Here is an 18,633-nt window from a genome sequence, read left to right on the forward strand (position 1 = left end):
AGGGTAAGGTTGAGAGTCTCCTTAACAAAAAGTGAGGATTTTTGACACTTTTTCGCCAAACCGGTCACGATATTGATAACGCTTTCTATATGTTGACTGCTAAGATAAATGTGCGGGTTAATCTTAAGCCGAAGCGGGACGAGCCGTACGGCGAAAGGGGAAAAAGCATGTCATTTAAAATCACTTTTATCGGAGCGGGAAGTATCGGATTTACGCGGGGACTGCTGCGAGATCTGCTGAGCGTACCGGAATTTTCGAATATTGAAGTATCGTTTATGGACATCGATCAGCACAATTTGGACATGGTTACAGAACTCTGCCAGCGCGATATCATTGAGAATGAGCTTTCCATCCAGATCACTCCGACAACCGATCGGCGCGAAGCGCTTGCCGGTGCCAAGTACGTATTTTGTACTATTCGGGTCGGCGGGTTGGAAGCTTTCGCGACAGACGTCGATATTCCGCTCAAGTACGGCGTGGACCAGTGCGTCGGCGATACGCTGTGCGCGGGCGGCATCATGTACGGACAGCGGGGAATCGCCGAGATGCTGGAGATCTGCAGGGATATCCGCGAGACGGCGGCGCCGGATGTGCTGCTGCTCAACTACTCCAATCCGATGGCGATGCTGACCTGGGCGTGCAATAAGTACGGCGGTGTACGAACAATAGGGCTGTGCCACGGCGTACAGCACGGGCATCATCAGATTGCGGAAGTGTACGGGCTGGACAAGAAAGACGTGGATATTATCTGCGCGGGCATCAATCATCAGACTTGGTATATTTCTGCCAAGCACGAAGGCCGCGATCTGACGGAAGGTCTGCTGGAAGCGTTCGAAGCCCACCCGGAATTCAGTCGGACGGAAAAGGTTAGAATTGATATGCTTCGCCGTTTCGGCTATTACAGCACGGAATCGAACGGACATCTGAGCGAATATGTACCGTGGTACCGCAAGCGCAGCGACGAGATTGGAGACTGGATCGACCTCGGCAGCTGGATCAATGGCGAGACGGGCGGTTATCTGCGGGTCTGCACGGAAGGACGGAATTGGTTCGAGACCGATTTCCCAAACTGGATGAAAGATCCGGCCTATGTCTATGGAGCAGAACATCGCGGCGAGGAGCATGGCTCGTATATCGTGGAAGGACTGGAGACAGGACGGGTATATCGGGGTCATTTCAACACAGTGAACGACGGGATTATCTCTAATCTGCCGGCTGATGCGATTATCGAAGCGCCGGGTTACGTCGATCGAAATGGCATCTCCATGCCGGTCGTCGGCGACCTGCCGCTTGGTCCGGCTGCTGTCTGCAACGTGAGCATCTCCGTACAGCGGCTGGCTGTGGAAGCGGCCGTACACGGCGATGATAAACTGCTGCGTCAGGCGTTCATGATGGACCCGCTCGTCGGCGCCGTTTGCAATCCGAAGGAAATTTGGCAGATGGTCGATGAGATGCTGGTAGCGGGGGAAAAGTGGCTGCCGCAGTACAGCGAGGCGATTGCTTCTGCGAAAGAACGACTGGCTTCCGGTAATCTGATCCCAACGCGCGAAGGCAATGAAGGCGCAGCGCGGCTTAAGGTGAAGACCGTGGAGGAAATGCAGCAGGACCGCGATGCGGCGAACAAAAACGCGGGCGCCTCGGACAAAGGGAAAGACCGGGAGAAAGTGCGGTAGAAACAATAATACGTTGAACTCTTGCTTTCTACCGACAGTCCCTCAACCAGTCCCTCAACCCGCAGCTGCGCCAATCGACAGAATTCTAACGAATCGTTATATCACTATTTCCGTTTTTATGCCCGCTTTGAAAAAGTAACGAATTCTCATAGCGCTATTCGCTTCTTTTGAGAAGAATTGAGCAATTTGGAGTCGATTAGCGTGATCAGGATTCGTTAGATGTGAGAAATGCTTGAAAACGTCAAAATAGCGTGATTAGGATTCATTAGCCGATTCTGATCGGGCGCTTGGATCTTGGATCCCAAAAAAGCGAAAGCTCCGGCTGACGGAGCTCTCGCTTCTTTTGGTTGTTCATGGGATAAGATGTCTGGCTTCTTCAGGTTTTTTCCCGTCTCGTCCCGATCAAGGCGTCAAAAACTTTTGGATCGAGTCGTCGACCACGTAATCGTTTCGGAATCGTATATTTTCATTTTCGCCCGGACCTTCGTCCACCAGCGGAAATGTATACAAAATTGGCTCGCCCGTATCGAATGCGATCTCGTAATATCGAGTTTCTTCGGAGTAGCTTACCCCATCAATCGGCTCATAGACACTGTTCTGCAGCAGACCGATCAATTCTTCGGCTTCGCTGCCTTTTACCTCTTTTTGTTGCGGCGCGGACCAAGAGTGAATCTGAACTGAAGAAGGATCGGCGCGCAGTATCCGTTCAAAATCGTTTGTCGGTATGTCGTCAAACCCTTGTCTAACATACAGCTGGATTCCATCAATTCGACGATCTGTTCGTACGGCAACCACGTCGCTCGGCTGAAATCCTTCTACCCGATACAGCTCCGTTCCTTTTTCCAAATAACCGGCATCGCCTGATTTGGTGTTGTAGTCGAAGTCTTCTACGTTATTGTTCAATTTCTGCTTCACCGTGCCGACCGAATGATTCGTAAGCATATCCGGATCACGCAGTACGCTGTCGTCCTCTAGGGCCATATACATCGTGTCATCGAGCTTAACAAAATTTGTCCATTCCGTAGTAGTGGGAGACAGCCAACTTGAACATCCTGCGACGGAGGTTAGGCAAACGAGCAGAATCAATACCATCGGCCAAGCAAACCCTTTTCGTTCATGTGATCGTTTCATTGGAAAACCCCCTCTCTTTTCCTATAAACGCACTTGACCGGCTGTTCGTTTGAAGTATACCGTAGAAATGGAGCCTTGTTAGAAACAGAACTCATTAGAAAAACCTCCTCATTTCACAAAAAGATTGCAGCTGGTAACTTGTCTCAATCAGATGATCGGTTTCGCCCCTCTAAATCGCACCTAAACCGTGTGCGTTTCAGAGTAACGAAATCCTACTATTTTAATGAGACAAGCTGCTCACGGAAAGGATCTTACACTCATGGCATTTATGAAAAAAACGATCGGCATGCTGGCTCACGTGGACGCGGGCAAAACGACGTTCGCCGAGCAGCTGCTTTATCATACGAACAGCATACGCAGCCGGGGGCGGGTGGATCATCGGGATGCGTTTCTCGATAGTCACGAAATTGAGCGGGCGCGAGGCATCACCGTATTCGCGGGGCAAGCCGTCATGCAGTATAACGGTTCGACCTACTATTTGCTCGACACGCCGGGGCACGCCGACTTTTCAGCTGAGATGGAACGTGCGCTGCGTACGATGGATTATGCGGTAGTACTTCTCAGCGCGGTAGAAGGTGTTGAAGGACATACGGAAACCGTCTGGCAGCTGCTGCGTCGTTATGGGATTCCGGCTTTCTTTTTTATCAACAAAACGGACCGAGAAGGCGCGGACGTCTCTCGGGTCATGGGTGAGATTCGCAGCCTGCTGACCGCGGATGCGGTTGATCTGACGAATACGCTGGAACTTGATGCAAACGGCAGTGACGGAAGTAGCAACGGAAGTAGAGATGCAGGCGGAAACGGAGACACGATCGGAGATGGAGAACACCGACAGGAAGTCTCTGCCTATGATGACACTCGGACCGAAAAGTCTGCGTCCAACAAAAAGATGCAGGGGACGAGCGGCCGCGTCAAAACGACTGTTACGTTCGATGATTCGCTCAAGACGTTTCTCGCCGAGCGCGACGAGGAACTACTGGAGGCCTATTTGGAAGATCGGCTGACGCCCGAGCAGTGGACGAACGCTCTGATTTCCATGATTCGTGGCTGCCGGATCTATCCATGCATGCACGGTTCGGCACTGCTGGATATCGGCGTACAGGAGTTTCTAACCAAGTTCGATCGGTTGACGGTCACGGATTATGCAGCAGAGGACAAAGCTTCGGAAGAGCCTTTCGCCGGCCGCGTATACAAAATTGGCCACGACGAAAGCGGTACGAGGCTGACGTATATCAAAGCGCTGCAGGGCTCGCTGGGTGTAAGAGAATTCGCGAAATACGCGGAGAATGTGGGGAATGCAACGGATGCGGAAAATAGGACAAATGCCATAAATGCGGCAGAAGGCGATATACGGGAGGAGAAGATCACCGGCATCCGCATTTATAGCGGTGATCGTTACACGCAGGTCGATCGCGTCCATGCCGGAGAGCTGTTTGCCGTCACTGGGCTGACCGAAGCGCATGCCGGCATGGGTGTCGGTGAGCTGCTGCACGACCGCGTTCCGTTCGAGATGACGCCTACACTAACAGCAGGCGTCGAATTCCCGAGTGAGCTGCCGATCAAGGACGTGCTGCGGATCTTCCGTATGCTGGAGGCGGAAGATCCCGCACTTGGCGTCGTCTGGGAAGAAGAGCTGCAGCAGCTCCACATTCGGGTGATGGGCGCCATTCAGCTTGAAGTGCTGACCAGTGTGCTGAGGGAGCGGTTTGGGATAGAGGTCTCGTTCAGTACGCCGGAGATTCTGTACCGGGAGACGGTGGCAGCTTCCGTAATGGGCTACGGGCACTTCGAGCCGCTTAAGCATTATGCCGAAGTGCATCTGCGGATTGAGCCCGGCGATCGTGGAAGCGGCGTTGTCTTCGTGGACGAATGCCACGCCGACGACTTATCGGTCGGCTACCGCAATCTGGTCGGCCAGCATGTGCTGGAGCGCGAACATCATGGCCTGCTCACCGGCTCGCCGCTGACGGATGTTAAAGTTACACTGTTGACCGGCCGGGCGCACAATAAGCATACGCACGGCGGCGATTTTCGCGAAGCGACGTTCCGGGCGCTGCGGCAGGGTCTGGAGAAGGCGGATAATGTACTGCTTGAGCCGTGCTATCGCTTTCGGATCCGTGCGGAGCTTGAGCATATGGGACGGATTATGGCCGATGTGCAGCAGGCGCATGGAACTTTCGACGCGCCGGAGACGAACGAGACCCATCTGCTGCTGACCGGTATTGTACCGGCGGCGACATTTATGAACTACTCGGCGGAACTCGCTTCGTTTACCCGGGGCAGAGGGATGCTGAGCTTGTCGTATGGCAGTTATCGTCCGTGCCACAACACCGAAGAGACAGTTGAACGAAAAGGATATGACAAAAACGCCGACCCGCTGTATACGTCTTCATCTATTTTTTGCGCAAAAGGCGCAGGCTATTCCGTACCCTGGGATGAAGCGGAAGCGATGATGCATTTGCTGTGATTTGATAAGCGATACCCGGATGCGACCAAAAAACGCATTCGGGTATTTTTAGTCTCAAAAAATTACAAAATTTATCATTTATTGTTGACATTTGATTTAAAGAAACCTAAAATCTTATAGGTAAAGCTAAACTAAAGCGCATACATAATTAAAAAGCTTTAGTGAAAAGCTTTGAAAAGAGAGGAGGAAGAGAAAAAATAAATTTTTGAGAGCGTCATCATTTGTGAGACCAGATAAGAAAATTAGAGAAAGTAGGGATAATCGAAATGAAGCGCAAATTCGGTATTTTGTTTATCGCACTGACTATTATGGCAGCGGCGTTTGGGGACGCTCGCAGTTATGCAGCCCACTGGGGACTGAGCGGCGATCTCGGCGCACATGACCCAACGATCATGAAGGAAGGTAATAGTTGGTATGTATTCTCGACCGGGGAGGGGATCCAGGGACTGCGTTCCGATGACGGCAAAAACTTCTACCGCATTCCGCAAATTTTCCTGACTGCTCCGTCATGGTGGAAAAACTACGTACCGAACCAGAAGCCAATGGACGTGTGGGCACCGGACGTGAAGTCGTACAACGGCAAAGTTTGGATGTACTACTCGATCTCGACTTTTGGATCGAACGTTTCGGCGATCGGCTTGGCTTCGGCCAGCAGCATCGGTGCAGGCAGTTGGAAGGACGAAGGAATCGTCTTGTCCACGAACGGCACGCAGAACTACAATGCAATCGATCCTGAGCTGGTCATTGACGCAAATGGAGAACCGTGGCTCGCGTTCGGTTCGTTCTGGAGCGGACTGAAGCTCACCAAACTGGACAAAAACACGATGAAGCCGACAGGCAGTCTCACTTCGATCGCTCGTCGTACCGTTAACGACGGCGCAATCGAAGCTCCATCCATTACGTACCACAACGGTTACTATTATCTGTTCGCTTCTATCGATAAGTGCTGCAGCGGCGTAAACAGCACGTACAAGATGGTTTACGGGCGTTCCAAGAGTATCACAGGTCCTTATGTAGACAAAAACGGCGTAAGCATGATGAATAACGGCGGCACTATTCTCGACGCCGGCAACGCACGTTGGAAAGGTCCGGGCGGCCAAGACATCTATAATGCCAACCTGATCGTTCGCCATGCCTACGATGCGGAAGACGAAGGTAGACCAAAGTTGATGATCAGTGATCTGAAATGGACGTCGGACGGTTGGCCAACTTATTAACCGGTAAAGGCTTGAGCGAATATTGCAAGCTTTTGCGAAGCGCGTTATCCTTATGAGATAAGTGCGGTCGTTCGCGGCTGTGCTCTACCAAATTCATAAGGAATCGAGCGATAAATCCATGATTACACTCAAAAGTGAACGTGAAATTCAATTGATGGACGCGGCCGGAGATCTGCTTGCGGCCTGCCATAAGGAAATCGCAAAGATGATTAAGCCGGGCGTTACGACGATGGAAATCGATCGCTTTGTTGAAAAATTCCTGAAGCAGCACGGTGCGACTCCAGAGCAAAAAGGCTACAACGGTTACGAGTATGCCACATGCGCGTCGATCAACGACGAAGTATGTCACGGTTTTCCGCGACGTCAGCCGCTGAAGAATGGCGATATCGTTACGATCGACATGGTTGTCAACTTGAACGGCGGACTCGCCGATTCCGCTTGGACTTATGCGGTCGGCGAGATCTCCGAGCAGGATCGCCGTCTGATGGAAGTCACACATCGCGCGTTGGAGCTCGGCATTGAAGCGGCAGTCGTCGGCAATCGTCTGGGCGATATCGGACATGCGATTCAGAGCTATGTGGAAGGCGAAGGATTTTCGGTCGTACGCGAATTTACCGGTCACGGTATCGGACCGACCATCCATGAGAAACCACAGGTGCTGCATTACGGCGAACCGGGCAAAGGTCAACGTCTTAAGGAAGGCATGGTCATCACCATCGAACCGATGGTCAACGTCGGCGTCTGGCAGACTTCGCGGGATGACAACGGCTGGACAGCGCGCACGCAGGACGGTCGCAACTCTGCGCAGTACGAACACACGCTTGCGATTACGAAGAACGGTCCTCGAATTTTGACTTCACAGGATTGAGGCCTACTGGCCTTGATGCCTCAACAGCCCATTTTCGCAGCGACTCGGCAGCGCACAAAAAGAGCACGGAACCGATCAATCATCGGTTTCCGTGCTCTTTTAATATATAAATAGAAGAAACATGCATAGAAGCAGAAGAATAAGAAGCATACTTAAAAACCGCCTCGCGGATCGGCATGCCGAAGTCCGCAAGACGGTCTGCTTGAATCACTGGTAAGCATAAAATGAGTTTACATACTTCCGGCGCTGCCGTCCTTCGGCTTGTCGCCTGTACCGGATGTCCGCATGGAATCCTGCACACCCGACTTGACGTCGCGAGCTGCGGAAACGGCATCTTCTTTAAGTTCTTTTGTAGCACTCAGTGTTTCCTTCACGATACCGGTAACTTCTTGGCTTTTTTCAGTGAGCGCATGGCCTTTTTCATTAACTTGAGGACCGACTTCGCGCAGTGCTTCAGTAGCGTCGAGTACCGTACTGCGAATCTGCTCTCCTTTTTGCGTACCAACAATGACAGCGGCTCCGGCTCCGATCAAAGCGCCGGCGGCGGCTCCAATTGCAGCAGTGGTTACAAATGATTTATCCATAATGAAAAACTCCCTTCGATTAAAATCTATGTGTGTTATTACCCGCTTGGCTCAAATCGTAACAATTGCTTGACAAAAATGAACGGGAACTCGGATTTCAAAAAACGGCAGAAAGAAAAAGTGGCAGTTCTGAGAGACGTTTTCTTTGATTTTTAGGAACAGCTTGCTTGCCCAAAAACTCCCTTTTTGATGCTCGTAAAGAAGGGTTGCAGCATAAAATTCAAACATATATACTATGAGTGTCGATATATCGAGTGTCAAGTTATTATATAGGGGGAACTACATGCAGCAGCTATCCGAATCCACCTATCTGGTCCTACTGGCGTTGAGGCAGGAAGTTTCCCACGGTTACGGAATCATCAAGCGGATTGAAGAAGTTAGCGAAGGAACCTTTCTGTTAGCCCCGGGAACCCTGTATGGTGTACTGAACAATCTGCAGAAGCAGAAGCTGATCGAGACCGTCGATCGGGAGCGCGGCAGTCGAAACAAGACGACCTACCGGATTACCGGCGAAGGAGAACAGGTGTTGAGCGAGGAGTTTGAGCGGATCAAACGACTGATTCGTTTTACGGAAAAAACATGGACAGACAAGGAGCGGCAGGATGAGGGATAAGAAAAAGACCAAGTGGGTTATGAAAAAGTTTACGGATTTTAAAGCTGAAGAGATGTGGCTGGAATCCATGTTCCACAAAGGCTGGGCGCTGTCCCGGTATAATTCAGAAGAGATCGACGAATGCACCTACGTATTTGAAGCGATAAAACCGGATGAAGTACGGTCGCGCACCTACCGAATCGATTACCGTCCTTTGAAGGGAAAAGCGGCTTTCGAGGAATACAATTCCCTTTTCGAAGATGCGGGTTGGCAGAGACTTGCGAAGAATTCCCGGTATGCCAAGCACATTTTCTGGACGGATCGTGAAGATGCAGCATCGGATATTTTCTCGGAAGACGATTCTTATAAGGAGCGGGAGCAGCGCAAGATGAAGTCTTGTTTGATGAATGCATTAGCTTATTGCATTGTATTAACATTTGCTGTCTCGATTTATATATGGTTAAAATATCCGGCTATAATTGCAGGCATGGGTGCTGTTGTACTGGGCATTTTAAGCTCGCTTAGAAACTATGTGAAACATCATCGGGTATACAGGACTTTCCCATGAATATCATCCATAACGAGCAAATCATCGAATTCCACGTCGAATACGCCAAGCGCAAAAAGGTTTACGTTCAGATCGATCCCAATGGACTCGTGACGGTCAAAGTGCCTAACGGCATGCCGGAGGAGGAAATAACTGAGGCGGTTCGACGTGAAGCGGGGCGGATTATCGAATACCGAGCTCGGTTGGAGAAGGCCCGGGAAGGACCCAAGCCGAAAGAATACCGCGAAGGCGGAGAAGGTGACTTTCTGCATCTGGGCCGCCGCTGCCGTCTGGATGAGCTGATTCCAACGGAAGGCCGGACGGAGGAACAGCTGCGCGCCGATCTCAAGAAGTTTTATTTTTCCAGCTGCAAAAAGGTAATCAATGAACGGATCGGCGCTTATGCCAAGCAGCTCAAAGCTGAACCAAAATCGATCGAAATCGTTGAATCGACAACCAAGTGGGGCAGCTGTGACTCGAAAAAAAGGCTGAATTTTAACTATCTGTTGGCGATGGCTCCTGTGTATGCAATTGATTATGTCATCGTGCATGAGCTCTGCCATATTCACCATATGAACCATGACCGATCCTTCTGGCGCAAAGTGGGCAGCATCATGCCGGACTATAAGGAGCGGGAGGCTTACCTCAACCGGTATGGGCGATTTATGGTTATGTGAGGATAGCAGGAATCAGGGACGGTTCAGTAATCGCAAGTACAGACATCCGTATGCATGGGAAGAGGAGGGATGGTTGTGTCGTCTGCCTTAACCAAGTACGCCGAGCTGCCTGAAGTGATTCAACGTGCCGGTCTTGAAGTTAACGGCCTTGTGCTGTTAAGCGGTGGGCATATCGTAGTGGAATGGTACCGGGAACCTTATCGGCGCGGTGTCCCGCAGCTGCTGTATTCACTCAGCAAAAGCGTGACTTCAATCGCTGTCGGAATCGCCTGCGACCTCGGACTGCTGCGGCTGGATGATCGCGTGATCTCCTTTTTCCCGAATAAGCTTCCTCTTGGCGCCGAATTGTCTCCTCACCTGGACGCCATGAAGGTACGCCACCTGCTGTCGATGACCGCGGGGCACGAAGAAGACATCTATCCAGCTGTCGTATCGCAGCGGGATTGGGCGGCCGCTTTTCTGAATCAACCTGTCCAGCGGGTACCGGGAACGCATTACCGTTATAGTACGCCCTCCACCTATATGCTATCGGCCATTGTAGAGCGGGTATCCCGCATGAATCTGGTCGATTTTCTTATGCCTACATTGTTCGGACCGTTGGGTATTGACCGGCCGACTTGGGAGACTTGTCCATTGGGTGCCGCCGCGGGAGGAATGGGACTCAGCCTCTCTACCGAAGATGTCGCGAAATTCGGTCAGATGCTGCTGGATGGCGGTGTCTACGAAGGGCAGCAGATTGTTTCGGCGGATTATATTAGGCTTGCGACTTCAGAGCAGAGCGACAACCGTAAGGGAGCGAGGCCGGAACGGGTCGATTCTGCGCAGGGATACGGCTTCCAGTTCCACCTATGCCGCTTCGGAGCATACCGGGGTGATGGTTCGTTCGGCCAGCTGTGTCTCGTGTCGCCGAAGCACAATCTGGTTGTGGCGGCCAATTGTGCCTTTCCAAGCATGACGAAGCTGCAGACGCTGCTGGACTTGATTTTCGAACTGGCGGAAGAGGAGACAGGACATTTAAAAAAAACAGCGGCCAACCCATCAGGCGGTAACAGAATTGAAAATGGCAGATGTCGCCGTTTTGATACCGTTGAGGAACTCGGCTTATCCCGTTCTTCAGCCCTGAGGTCTCCTTCAAATTCGCTTCGAGCAGCGCAGGCGACTCGATGGCTTTTTGCTGCAAATCGTGAATTTGTTCTGGACGAGAATCCGGACGGACTCCGATCGATTGCCTTTTATTCAATTGAAAAAGATTTTGAGCTGAAGATAGACTACGGCGAAGGAGATGAACGCAGCGGGATGCTGCCGTTCGATTTCACCCACCCGCTGGAGTCGGAGCATGTCTTTGTCAAAGACTTGTCGCTGCACCGTCAGCGGGTGGTTACTTCGGTCGAAGTACCGGAGGAAACAGAACGAATCCTGCAGATGAAGCTGCAGTACATCGAGACGCCTTATATCGTGACTTATACGGTATATGCGGCTGCTTGCGGAATTAGGTTGAGCTTTGAACTCAATGTCTCTTTCGGATTTCGAAGCTATGAAGTATTCGGCCGTATACGAGGAAAAGGGATCATTAACTCCCAATAAACACGATATTTGTCGAATGGTTACCGAATTTTAACCGTTAAGTGACAGCATCAGGGCACACTGTCACTTTCAGGCTTGCCAAGTTTGCTATACTGGCGGCGAACGAGGAGGTTATCATCATGAATATACAACGTTGTTTTTCCAAAAGTGCCGGTTGGATCGTCTCGCTGGTTCTTACGGGCAGTCTGATCGCGGGTTGTTCGGTACACAGCGATATTTCCGGCAAAGGAACCTCTCCGATGCCTATAGCGCCTTCATCGGCCGCATACGAGACTTTTATTCCGGAAGCAGAGCGATCGGTCAATTCTCTTAGCGACAATAAGCAATCTCAAGAAATTTACTTGAATGATAGCCGTAACGGCTGGAAAATAGAATTTCAAGCAAAAGGCAACGCTAATGACACAGTTGACGGCGCAGTTGATGTGAACAGTAATACGCTGTATCGGACGGGCGACGGCGGAGCGACTTGGAAGAAAATCAGCAGCTCAACAAACGGTTCTTTCCCGGAAGGAGTCGCTGGAGCCGTGCGTTTCACTGACGAACAGCGTGGTTGGGTATCCGTTGATCATTTGCAGAACGGTGATCCCGGTCTGTATGAAACTTTTGACGGCGGAAAGACTTGGACCAAGGCGGAGTTGAAGATTCCTACCGACTTGAATACCGCTTGGTTCGTACCAAAAGTACCGATTCTGTTTGAAGGTACGGAGCGAGGGCTGTATATTGCGGAGATCGGCTCCGTTTCGCAGCATGACGAAGATGCTCCACTGCTGTTTTACGTCACTTCCGACGGCGGTGCGAGTTGGTCGGATCCCATTCAAAGCGAGCAGGGGGAGCAGGGAGGCCTGAGTTGGAAGACGGAGCGTCTTTCCGGAGAACCCGGCCGCAGTTGGGCAATTACAATTGACGGCCGGACGTGGAAATTTCAGCGGTTGATGGAATAAAGCTTATAGGAGCAGAAAATTAAGCGGTTTGCAGGATTGGCCATAACGCATAAAAGCGTTTTGGCTAATCCTTTTTTTGTGAAATCTGTTAACTTGTTGGTCTGAATGACCGATAAAAATAGCACGGTCTGCTTTTTCTGCGGCAGGGACGAACTACATTCGCTCAAGGAGGATTTCAATGAAAAAGATTTCTTCGGTTATCCTGTCTCTCTCGCTTACATTAGGGTTGCTTCCGGCGACCGTTTCGGCGGAGCCATTTTCGGCCCAGGAACGGGTCATTGTCATGTTCAAAGATAAAGCGGACAAATCACTGGTCGGCAAAGCGAACGGTCGAATCAATCGCGAGTTTCAACATATCCCTGCGCTCGCTGTCAGTCTGCCCGCAGCAGCTGTAAAAGGACTGGCACATAACCCGAATGTTCAGTCGATTGAGATTGACCAGCCGGTGAAAACCGAGCAGCAGAATCAGGATTGGGGGATTCAGAAAACGAACGCTCCCTCGGCCTGGGCTTCCGGTTATACGGGAAAAGGAGTCAAAGTAGCAGTGGTCGACACGGGGATTGCTGCCCATGAAGACCTGGCAATTGCCGGGGGTGCTTCGTTTGTCTCATATACAACCTCGTATGGAGACGACAACGGACACGGTACCCATGTTGCAGGCATTATTGGAGCGCTCAACAATGGAATCGGAACAGTAGGCATTGCGCCGGATGCCAGTCTGTATGCTATCAAGGCACTTGATCAAGGCGGAAGCGGCTACCTCTCGGATATCGTAGCCGGCATTGATTGGTCGATCACGAACAAGATGAACATCGTCAATCTGAGTCTTGGTACGACCGGAGATTCCTCCGCTCTCAAGCAGGTCGTGGACAAGGCTTATGCTCAAGACATTCTTGTTGTCGCTGCGGCTGGTAACAATGGAACAGCAGACGGTTCGGGCGATATTGTCAATTACCCGGCCCGTTACGATTCTGCAATCGCGGTTGCAGCGATCGATTCGGCTAATCAACGTGCGTCGTTCTCCGCAACAGGCGCCCAAGTTGAAGTTGCGGCTCCAGGTGTTAACGTACTCAGTACTTACCTTGGCAATCAGTACGTGTCGATGAATGGAACTTCCATGGCAACGCCTTATGCAGCCGGTAATCTTGCCCTGCTTAAGCAGGCCAATCCGACGTCGACCAATATCGAGCTGCGCGCAAAGCTGACTGGCAGTGCAATCGATCTGGGAGCTCCGGGCCGCGATGCCTGGTACGGCCACGGACTGATCCAAGCACCGCAGGCGGCTGCTCCGGCTCCTGCACCGACTGAACCGGCACCAACCCAGCCTGCTCCGACTCCGGCAACTGCGACAACGGTAACGACAAGCAAGACTGCATATAGAGTGGGAGAAACTGTTGTGATGAGCGTGAACGTTAAGAACTCGTCAGGCTCGCCTCTTCAAGGAGCAGCCGTTGCGCTGACGCTGACTGATCCTCTTGGAAGAGTGTCGTCGGGCAAAGCAGTAACAGGGTCAAACGGTACTGTAGCATTCAATTTTTCGACAACCATAATCAGTGTCAAGGGAACTTACCGCGTGAAAGCCGATGTATCCCTGAGCGGTTACAGCAGCAGCACGGCTTCGACATCGTTCCAACTGAATTGATTTTTTGAAAAGTGCTTATCGATTTCATATTTATGTCAAAATGGCCGGACGTTCTGCGACAGCAGAGCGTCCGTTTTTTTTGAAGACAGATCCTATGAAGACAGATCTTATAAAAACAGACCCTATAAAAACAGACCCTATGAGGACAGCTCCTATATCCTTGAAGTTTGTGGTCTGCCTTAATATCGGATTTTCTGTCCGGCGCGGACCGTGTTCTTTTTCGCTTTCCTGTGGTAAACTAAATCAAATTTGGTTCCGGGAGGTTGAATATGGAGCATTTTTTCCTGTTTATGTTCATGTCATTTATGTTGATTCTGCTGCCGGGTCCCGATACAGGCTTGGCGACCCAGAACACTATTCTGTATGGACGTAAAGGTGGCGTACAAACGGTATTGGGCAGTGCGGGAGGTACGCTTATCCATACACTTGCGGCAGTAGTCGGCTTGTCGGCACTGATCGTAAAGTCGGCGCTGCTGTTTTCGATCTTTAAATATGCGGGTGCGCTGTATCTGATCTATCTTGGCGTAACCTCGCTGCTGGCTCTGCGCAAAGCGAAGAGCAGCCCGGCGGAGACGCTCAAAAATCGTCATCAGAGCCGTTCACCGCTGCTTCAGGGAATGCTGACAAATACGCTGAACCCCAAAGTCGCCGTGTTTTTCCTGACGTTTCTGCCGCAGTTTCTCGCCGCCGATGCGGAGCCGCTGCTGCCGTTTCTGCTGATGGGGCTGACGTACACGATTATGACTGTATTGTGGATGGTGTTCTACGTCTGCCTGCTGGACCGAATCGGTGCCTGGCTGAAGCGTCCGTCGGTTCAAAATGCGATGCAGGGCGTAACCGGATTCGTGCTGCTTGGCTTCGGTGTGAAGCTGGCGCTGGAGCGCCGTCCTTAAGGTGTGAATCTATATTCTCTGGGATTTGGATCTTAAATTCTTGAATCCCTGAGTTTCTAAGTTCTTAGGTTCTTAAGTTCTTAAGTTCTTAAGTTCTTAAGTTCCTAAATCCTCGAATCTCTGCATTTCTAAGTTCCTGTCCTCCGCGTCCTGCTCAACTTTCTAACGAATCCGTATATCGCTATTTGCTCGTTTTTGGCTTTTTTAAGAATCTAACGAATCCTCACATCCCTATTCACCGCAATTAGGGCGATTTAAGGCTAAATTAGCTTAAATAGCGTGACTACGATTCGTTAGAATGCGCAAAGGCCGTCTGGAGAGCCAAATAGCGTGACTACGATTCGTTAGAACATGTATGTGTATGTGTAGTCGTCCATAGGCGAATAGAACACGCATAAGCCGTTCAGAGAGCCAGTAGCGTGATAACGATTCGTTGATTCGCCACGCTGTGGAGACTTTTCTGGCAACTCAAGGTACGGGGATGCTCCCCATACCTTTTTTGTGTTTCTCTGAGATTCGTCCGCTTGTCCATTCGTTCGTCCGTACTAAGCGTCCAGCCGCTTTGTCTCCCCGCCTAGGATCTCCACCGCCGTATCGTTTACGGTTACCCAGACAGATATCGCAGATGGATTGCGCACCAGCGTACCACCGACGGAAAACTCCAGTCTGTGCAGCGCATCCAGATAGTCCGCAATTTCGATGTTGGTCGCATACCAGATCTCTTCACGGCCCGATATCTTGCTGCAAAAATCTTCAATCTCCTGCCAATTGTTATCGTTGTCGAATTCATAGCTGTGTCCCCAGACGTATAGTAGAGAGAGATTGACACGATGGGCAGGGAAATCGAGTTGAAGAAACTTTTCTCCGTATTCGGTCATCTGCTTGTGGTGGCAGGTCGGATGCCAGGTTAGAAGCTGCGACGGAATTGCGAATTCACCGGTCGAACGAACGGTGCGGCAGTAGCGGATACCGAGCGAGCCCAGCATTCCGGTTACTTCGTCATTATATGCACCGTACGGATAAGACATGCCGCGTACCGGATATCCGGCCAATTCTTCCAGAGCACCTCGATCGTCCATCACTTCCATGATCAGTCGTTCGCGGGGAACCCGTTCCAGGAAAGGGTGACTGACCGTATGCGCCGAAATCTCATGACCCGCATACAGAGAAGCGACTTCTTCATATTTCACATATCCAGGCTCGTCGAATTTGCCGGAATTTAGATGGAATGTTGCTTTGAGACCGTGGCGGTTAAACAGCTCGACAAGACGTCGGTCTTGTGTCCGTCCGTCATCGTAACTGAACGTCAGTGCCTTGTGGCGTCCGCCAGGAAAAAGGTTTAACAAAATGTTCATGATTCTCCTCCTTGCGTAGATAATCGTGACGATCATCCCGCTTGTATGTATTTTTGCTTTTTCAGGAATAGAATACGCTTACATAAGTAGGGGGTCAACGTCAAGCTGTACGAATAAAATGTCTTTTTTCACAAAAAAACAGTGTGGAATCTCACATTTTGCTTCCGAGCGGGTACAATAGCAGTAAGAAGAAGACGGCGAGCCGGTGTTTGCCTGCCTGCTGCCGCTTCAATCTGTTGAACGGGAGGGATTACCAATGTGGAGACTGTTCTTCGGTCCGAAGCAGAAGAAGCGGCCAAAAGTTCATATGCCGACCCAGGAAGAAGTTGAAGAGATGTGGTATCGCTATTTTTACGAAACGCATCCTCGACTTGAATTGAAAGAATGGGCGCGACGGATGCATATATTTCGCTTCTGCCGGGCCAATGCTGATCAGACGGGCGACCGAGACCGGCTGATGGCTGCATTCCGCTTCTCCTCAAGCGAAGAGCTGGAGAACCTGTGCGCAGAGCTCGGTATTGCGCTTGAGTCGCTTCCGGAGACGGACGCTGCAAGCGCGGCGGCCGACCGGTTCCGTATTCCGGATTATCCGAATTTGCGCCAGCCGGGCCATCTTCGTTTGTTCGGTCTGCCCGCGCATGTTTGGGTTCGGCGGGAGCGCCTGATTATCACAATCTCCGATGCCGACAAGCCGTTTGACGTGACCCCTCGTACAGTCAAAGCGGTAGAGAAAATCGAAACCAAGCTAGGCAACTTGACCGATCGGATCGTCGATCCTCCGTTGAACGACAAGCACTGTTTATGTCCGAAGTTTTATCCCGAATATTTTTCTTGATATTAAAATAATCGCCTATTGCAGCTCCATAGCCTTTTGTAAGCTCCTATTGCGTGGTAAAATACATCAGTTCGTTCACACAGGCAACCAAGCACTAGGGGGAAAAAGAATGACGCTTGCACCACGTATTTACGCCACGATTCAGCATTTGTTTATGAAAGGCATTATTGATACCGTTGAACTCCGGGAGAAGCCCGGTCATGAAGAAGAAGGCAAACGAACCTATCTGCTGACAGCGGATGGAAAGCCGAAATATACGCTGCGTATGGATACACCCGAAAATATTGCGATGTCCGAACAGCTGTGCAAAGCCTACCCGGACAGTCCACTGCTGCCGAAGATTTTGTACGCCGATCCGGTCAAGGGTTACATGGTCCAGCCATATGTTGAGGGCACAACCGGAAGCGACACTGCCAATCGGGAGTCGAAAGGGGGGTGGCTGCCGATGCTCGTAACCGAACTGCTGAACCGCTATGAAGAAGATGAAGCGGGAGGCAAATGGGGCAGATTGACCGAACCGTGCTCGTCCTGGAGCGAATTCAACGAGCGGGAACTGTCCAAAGCAAGAGAGAATCTGAACGGACTGCAGGTCGCCGAAGACTGCGTGCGAGTGGCGCTGCTGCTGGAGCCGCTTGCGGAAGCCGGAGGGAAATACCTGCTGCACGGAAATATGGACGCCGATGCATTCATTTTCCGCGATAAAGAACTGACTGGGGTGCTCGACCCGAAACCAACTGCGGGACCGGTACTATATGATCTGGTGCAGGCTTTCTGTTCGACACCCGATGATCTGTCGCTGGAAGTGCTGTTCGAAGCCTATTCGGCGCTTGACGTCCAAACGGCGGATCAGGAGCGGCTTGTAGAGGAAGCGCTGCTGCGGCTGTACTGCCGGATCGGCGTCTGCGCAGCGGAGTCACGCAGTGAATTGGACGAGTACTTGGCGGCATGGCAGTTCTGGCGGATGCTGCTGCCGGAAGCTTAAGCTTCAATTTTACAGACCACCGAAGATTTACGTGTATGGAAACAGCTTGGAAACAGTATAAAGACAATAAAAGAAAGCATAAAGACAGTGAGAGAAAGCGTGGACCGCAAAACGGCCCGCGCTTTTTTGTGTTGACAGTTGTGTATTTCAACTTTATTATCTAATTTAATAAACACCTAATTAGTTATCCGTTAAATTATATACGGGAAGGATGAGCTCTCCTTGCCGGTGCAGAGGAGAAGATAAGATGCAAGAATATACAGAAACATACACGAACCCGGACAATGAACAAGCCAACTCAGACAGTAAACAATCCAACCCAGATAGTAAACAAGCGGAGAAGCAGCGCAAACTTCGCGATTCAGTAGTACGAAATTTTTTGGACAAAGAAGGCCGGTTAACAAGCATCCCTGCCCAGCTGAAGAAAAAATTGATCATACTGGAGCATCTGGCCGAGAAGCTGGAGCCAGAGCGTGTATACGAAGAAGCGGAGATCAATGCGTTTATCCGGTTGTATCATGAGGACTATGCGACGATTCGGCGGGAGTTTATCGTGCAGGGTTTTATGGCGCGGGAGAATGAACGATACATCCGCACTCCTCGAACAGCAGCGCGCCGTTGGGAAGAGTTGTCGTAGAAGGGAGC

17 protein-coding genes are annotated in these 18,633 nt (G+C 51.0%); 14 read left to right on the forward strand and 3 right to left on the reverse strand.

Annotation, left to right across the window (positions count from 1 at the left end; translation table 11 throughout):
* Window positions 1–167 precede the first annotated feature (167 nt).
* Entirely contained in the window at window positions 168–1,673 is a 1,506-nt protein-coding gene (melA, locus tag F456_RS0111075) for an alpha-glucosidase/alpha-galactosidase (RefSeq protein WP_018977096.1), read from the forward strand.
* 402 nt (window positions 1,674–2,075) lie between these two features.
* Here the strand turns inward: melA and F456_RS0111080 are convergent, their stop codons facing one another.
* Window positions 2,076–2,804 carry a hypothetical protein gene (locus tag F456_RS0111080; RefSeq protein WP_018977097.1) on the reverse strand — a complete coding sequence of 243 codons (729 nt, stop codon included), beginning with the start codon at window positions 2,802–2,804 and terminating at the stop codon, window positions 2,076–2,078.
* 268 nt (window positions 2,805–3,072) lie between these two features.
* On the opposite strand from F456_RS0111080, the gene F456_RS0111090 reads away from it, so the two are divergent.
* The 3 genes from F456_RS0111090 to map all read left to right on the forward strand — a co-directional run bounded on the left by F456_RS0111090 (window position 3,073) and on the right by map (window position 7,356).
* Window positions 3,073–5,271 (forward strand): GTP-binding protein, encoded by a 2,199-nt coding sequence (locus F456_RS0111090; protein WP_026293818.1) that lies wholly within the window; start codon window positions 3,073–3,075, stop codon window positions 5,269–5,271.
* Between the two features lie 308 nt (window positions 5,272–5,579).
* Window positions 5,580–6,488: an arabinan endo-1,5-alpha-L-arabinosidase AbnA gene (gene abnA / locus F456_RS0111095; protein ID WP_229675645.1), complete on the forward strand. Its 909-nt coding sequence runs from the start codon at window positions 5,580–5,582 to the stop codon at window positions 6,486–6,488.
* Window positions 6,489–6,606: 118 nt separating this feature from the next.
* Complete coding sequence (gene map, locus F456_RS0111100; protein WP_018977101.1) at window positions 6,607–7,356, forward strand: type I methionyl aminopeptidase; 750 nt, start codon at window positions 6,607–6,609, stop codon at window positions 7,354–7,356.
* 230 nt (window positions 7,357–7,586) lie between these two features.
* Here map and F456_RS22370 read toward each other — a convergent pair whose 3' ends face one another.
* Window positions 7,587–7,940, reverse strand: a complete 354-nt coding sequence (locus F456_RS22370; RefSeq protein WP_018977102.1) for a hypothetical protein — start codon at window positions 7,938–7,940, stop codon at window positions 7,587–7,589.
* 283 nt (window positions 7,941–8,223) lie between these two features.
* On the opposite strand from F456_RS22370, the gene F456_RS22375 reads away from it, so the two are divergent.
* The 7 genes from F456_RS22375 (at window position 8,224) to F456_RS0111140 (ending at window position 14,816) form a co-directional block, all read left to right on the forward strand.
* Window positions 8,224–8,553 carry a PadR family transcriptional regulator gene (locus F456_RS22375; protein ID WP_018977103.1) on the forward strand — a complete coding sequence of 110 codons (330 nt, stop codon included), beginning with the start codon at window positions 8,224–8,226 and terminating at the stop codon, window positions 8,551–8,553.
* Window positions 8,543–9,100, forward strand: a complete 558-nt coding sequence (locus F456_RS0111115; RefSeq protein WP_018977104.1) for a DUF2812 domain-containing protein — start codon at window positions 8,543–8,545, stop codon at window positions 9,098–9,100. Before F456_RS22375 ends, F456_RS0111115 begins: the two co-directional genes overlap by 11 nt.
* Complete coding sequence (locus F456_RS0111120; RefSeq protein ID WP_018977105.1) at window positions 9,097–9,756, forward strand: M48 family metallopeptidase; 660 nt, start codon at window positions 9,097–9,099, stop codon at window positions 9,754–9,756. The genes F456_RS0111115 and F456_RS0111120 overlap by 4 nt, the downstream gene beginning before the upstream one ends.
* A 75-nt stretch (window positions 9,757–9,831) precedes the next feature.
* Window positions 9,832–11,340 carry a serine hydrolase domain-containing protein gene (locus F456_RS22380; RefSeq protein ID WP_018977106.1) on the forward strand — a complete coding sequence of 503 codons (1,509 nt, stop codon included), beginning with the start codon at window positions 9,832–9,834 and terminating at the stop codon, window positions 11,338–11,340.
* Between the two features lie 119 nt (window positions 11,341–11,459).
* Window positions 11,460–12,281, forward strand: coding sequence for a WD40/YVTN/BNR-like repeat-containing protein (locus F456_RS0111130; RefSeq protein WP_018977107.1), 822 nt, complete (start codon window positions 11,460–11,462; stop codon window positions 12,279–12,281).
* A gap of 178 nt (window positions 12,282–12,459) precedes the next feature.
* Window positions 12,460–13,923 (forward strand): S8 family serine peptidase, encoded by a 1,464-nt coding sequence (locus F456_RS0111135; protein ID WP_018977108.1) that lies wholly within the window; start codon window positions 12,460–12,462, stop codon window positions 13,921–13,923.
* A gap of 269 nt (window positions 13,924–14,192) precedes the next feature.
* Window positions 14,193–14,816, forward strand: a complete 624-nt coding sequence (locus tag F456_RS0111140) for a LysE family translocator (protein ID WP_018977109.1) — start codon at window positions 14,193–14,195, stop codon at window positions 14,814–14,816.
* A 545-nt stretch (window positions 14,817–15,361) separates the two neighbouring features.
* Here F456_RS0111140 and F456_RS0111145 read toward each other — a convergent pair.
* A complete protein-coding gene (locus tag F456_RS0111145) occupies window positions 15,362–16,171 on the reverse strand; it encodes a polysaccharide deacetylase family protein (protein ID WP_018977110.1) in 810 nt (269 codons plus the stop codon).
* A 256-nt stretch (window positions 16,172–16,427) separates the two neighbouring features.
* On the opposite strand from F456_RS0111145, the gene F456_RS0111150 reads away from it, so the two are divergent.
* From F456_RS0111150 to F456_RS22390, 3 genes are all read left to right on the forward strand, one after another.
* A complete protein-coding gene (locus tag F456_RS0111150; RefSeq protein ID WP_018977111.1) occupies window positions 16,428–17,006 on the forward strand; it encodes a hypothetical protein in 579 nt (192 codons plus the stop codon).
* 109 nt (window positions 17,007–17,115) lie between these two features.
* Window positions 17,116–17,988 (forward strand): hypothetical protein, encoded by an 873-nt coding sequence (locus F456_RS22385; RefSeq protein WP_018977112.1) that lies wholly within the window; start codon window positions 17,116–17,118, stop codon window positions 17,986–17,988.
* 247 nt (window positions 17,989–18,235) lie between these two features.
* Window positions 18,236–18,625 (forward strand): DUF2087 domain-containing protein, encoded by a 390-nt coding sequence (locus F456_RS22390; RefSeq protein ID WP_018977113.1) that lies wholly within the window; start codon window positions 18,236–18,238, stop codon window positions 18,623–18,625.
* Window positions 18,626–18,633 lie beyond the last annotated feature (8 nt).

It is taken from the genome of Saccharibacillus kuerlensis DSM 22868 (genome assembly GCF_000378145.1).
GTDB classification, from domain to species: domain Bacteria; phylum Bacillota; class Bacilli; order Paenibacillales; family Paenibacillaceae; genus Saccharibacillus; species Saccharibacillus kuerlensis.